This window comes from Dolichospermum circinale AWQC310F (genome assembly GCF_000426925.1).
In the GTDB taxonomy this organism is placed as follows: domain Bacteria; phylum Cyanobacteriota; class Cyanobacteriia; order Cyanobacteriales; family Nostocaceae; genus Dolichospermum; species Dolichospermum circinale.
The window spans coordinates 1-3,134 of sequence record NZ_APIZ01000347.1; the positions used below are offsets into that span (position 1 = coordinate 1).

Sequence of the window (3,134 nt, forward strand, 5' to 3'; positions counted from 1 at the left end):
TGTATGCCATAAGAAAAGCATAGCATTAGTTAGTATTAGTTGGCAAATATTTAACTAGCTAAACTCCCTGAAGACTGCATTCGAGAACGAGAAATAATAATAGCAATTAAGAATATAGAGGTCAAGCCCTCGGTCTGTTAGTACCCCTTTGCTACATACATTACTGATGCTAAAATTATCTTAGAACGCTTACCAGAAAAAATCAAAGCAGCTTTAATTGCCCGTGCTGCTGAAATTGACTATCCAGTAGAAGCTATTATTGAAATGGCGTTCACGTAGTGTCTCTGAAAGAGAATCGCGAGTTTCCTAGATAGCGAAGCATTAGGTTTCGCAGACTGCAAACCAGGACGAGGACAATAGCAAACAACAAATATATATTAGTATTATTGAAAACTAATATATGCTACGTAATTTACTAATATTTACAAATAATTATATACAAATCTTCCTCTATTTTAACTGTTGTGATGGAGAATAAAATCATTGTTCAATTTTATCTGTGAAATTAGGACTTATGTAATTGATTCAAAATATATCAAGAAATATGACCTATATTTTTTATGAAATCATCATCAATTTTGACAAAAATTTCTCACATATTCCCTAAAAACTGAAGATAATTGAAACAAGATTTTATCATTTTTTATTTTCGTGACTAAATACCTTTCTTGTAAAGACTGTAAACCATTATTAAAATCAACAACAGATAAATTTAAACTCTCTCTCAAATATTCTCTAGTAATAGGTATTTCAAACTTACTTAAATGCAATACTATTTCTTGTTCTTGGGATGATAAATGCTTAAATATTTGCTGAAAACGAGATTGCATTTGATTGGTAATGTGCAAAGTATTCTCAGATAAAAAATCAGCCACTTGACCATCATAATTCTTATTAATTAAGATACTCACACTTTTTAAATCAATAAAATTACCTGCATATAAATCAATTAATTTTAACCAATTATCTTCATTTTTTAATCCTCTATTTTGGAGAATATCAAGATCATATAATCCTGATAAATCTAAAGACTTAATTGGACATAATTCATCATCTAAACATTCAATTTCTAAACATTGTTCTTGACTAATCACAATTACATGACTTTGATGTTTAACCTCTGTCAGCATATTAAAAAAGTTTTGATAATCTTGATATTCAAGTTTGTATTGTCCTGCAAATTTACCAGGGATAAATATATTTTGTAAATCATCAAGAATAATTAAACATTTATGATTCGCAAAAACATCTAATAATTGTTTTAATCGTTTATCTAAATTTGCTTGAGGTTCTTGTTGACAAATATTCAATAAGTCGGTAACAAATAAATCTAAAGATTGAGGATATTTTAAACTTCTCCAAATAACAACTGCAAATTTTTGTAAGTTTAAATCAATAAATCTTTTAACTAAAGTAGTTTTACCAGTTCCATATAATCCTGATACTGAAATTAAACGAGTATTTTGCTTAAATATCCAATCAGAGAGTTTTTCCAATTCTGTTTTTCGTTGATAAAAATTTATAATTTCAGGAGCAAATATTAAATCGTAAGCAGATAATTTAGATTCAGTATTTATATTAATTTTTTCCTCTTCTTTATTAGGTTGATTTAATGTTTGTGAACTATAATAATAATTATTACCAATACAAATATTTGGATTTTGAGATGATTCAATATTTAATCTTTCAAATGTAGAACGAAAATTAGTTTTTTTAATATCTTCATGTAATATTTCCGATAAAAGTTGCCATAATTCAGATCCTACATCTCCTACATGACTGCTAGAAAGATTATATTCCCTAGCAATATGATCATAAGTTTCTCTTTTCCATGTACCTTCAACTACAGCAGTTTGGATATCATCTAAATGTTTTCCCGTTTTTTCAAATACCATTTGATCAACAAATTTTACAACTTCGTCTACAGTCATAAAAACTATATAGGGTAAAGGTTTTAAGCATTATAGTCTAAATCGGATTTTTTCCGAACTGTTCCGAGCTTTTGCTTAACACTTTATAATAAATCTCCCGATAAAATCCGATGTTTTCCTATAGCTAATTAAATCTTAATTCAGTTATTTTTAATACATACACACATTTGTTTTTGCAAAAAAATGACCTTATCAAAGTTTTTAACTACTTTAGGTATAACAACAACTTTAGCTGTATCTTCAATAGTTGGTTTATCTCACACAAAACAAGTTCAAGCTCAACCTGATAGTCCTTATCTAATTCTGGCAAATACTAATATACGTAGTTTGGTAATATCCAGTACAGATGACATTCGGGGCTGGAGTTGGAATGGTACTACTGCTTCCTATGTGGCTGTTAATGGGAATGGGGGTAACACTCTTTATGTTCGTTCTTTCGATGGTCAAACATTTGGATCTGTAAGATCAAGTCAAAGCATATCTAGTACAGATGACATTCGGGGTTGGAGTTGGAATGGCACTACGGCTTCCTATCTGGCTAATCAAAATGGACAGACGGTTGTTTACGTTCGTTCTTTCGATGGTCAAAAATTCGGACCTGTAAGATCAAGTCAAAGCATATCTAGTACAGAGTCATTTCGGGGTTGGAGTTGGAATGGCACTACGGCTTCTTATATAACTGCTAATGCAAATGGAGGTAACACTCTTTATATTCGTTCTTTCGATGGTAAAAAATTTGGATCTGTAAGCTCAAGTCAAATCATCTCTAGTACAGACGACATTCGGGGTTGGAGTTGGAATGGTACTACTGCTTCCTATGTGGCTACTAATGCAAATGGAGGTAGCACTCTTTATATTCGTTCTTTCAATGGTCAAACATTCTAAGATACAAGGTTGAGTTTTGTTTCTCAAACCAACTCTGATATCAAATTTTCATAAAATGAGCGATCGCTGTTTGGGGATAATGGGAGAGCGATCGCTCTTTTGTTATGGTTTTGTAAGAATGATCGCTTGTTTGTATCACCCAAAAACAAAACCCCCACTAAATGAATAGAGGAGGAATTGTTGTTAAATAATAAACCTGGCATCGAGCTATTTTGACATGGGGCTACCCCCAAACTATCGTCGCCGCAACAGCGTTTCACCTCTGAGTTCGGGAAGGGATCAGTGTGGTTCCACCGCGCCATAGACACCAGGAAAGCC

The 3,134-nt window shown here is 31.7% G+C and carries 2 protein-coding genes, 1 rRNA gene and 1 pseudogene; 2 read left to right on the forward strand and 2 right to left on the reverse strand.

Features of this window, described 5'->3' with window-relative positions; genetic code table 11:
- Positions 1 to 159 precede the first annotated feature (159 nt).
- A pseudogene (locus tag ACIR310F_RS27440) lies at positions 160 to 360 on the forward strand (hypothetical protein).
- Positions 361 to 572: 212 nt separating this feature from the next.
- On the opposite strand, the gene ACIR310F_RS0100305 reads toward ACIR310F_RS27440, so the two are convergent.
- Positions 573 to 1,931, reverse strand: a complete 1,359-nt coding sequence (locus tag ACIR310F_RS0100305; RefSeq protein ID WP_028082103.1) for an ATP-binding protein — start codon at positions 1,929 to 1,931, stop codon at positions 573 to 575.
- Between the two features lie 183 nt (positions 1,932 to 2,114).
- Between ACIR310F_RS0100305 and ACIR310F_RS0100310 the strand changes: the two genes are divergently transcribed.
- Positions 2,115 to 2,816 carry a hypothetical protein gene (locus tag ACIR310F_RS0100310; protein WP_028082104.1) on the forward strand — a complete coding sequence of 234 codons (702 nt, stop codon included), beginning with the start codon at positions 2,115 to 2,117 and terminating at the stop codon, positions 2,814 to 2,816.
- Positions 2,817 to 3,010: 194 nt separating this feature from the next.
- On the opposite strand, the gene rrf is transcribed toward ACIR310F_RS0100310, so the two are convergent.
- Positions 3,011 to 3,128, reverse strand: a 5S ribosomal RNA gene (gene rrf / locus ACIR310F_RS0100315).
- Positions 3,129 to 3,134 lie beyond the last annotated feature (6 nt).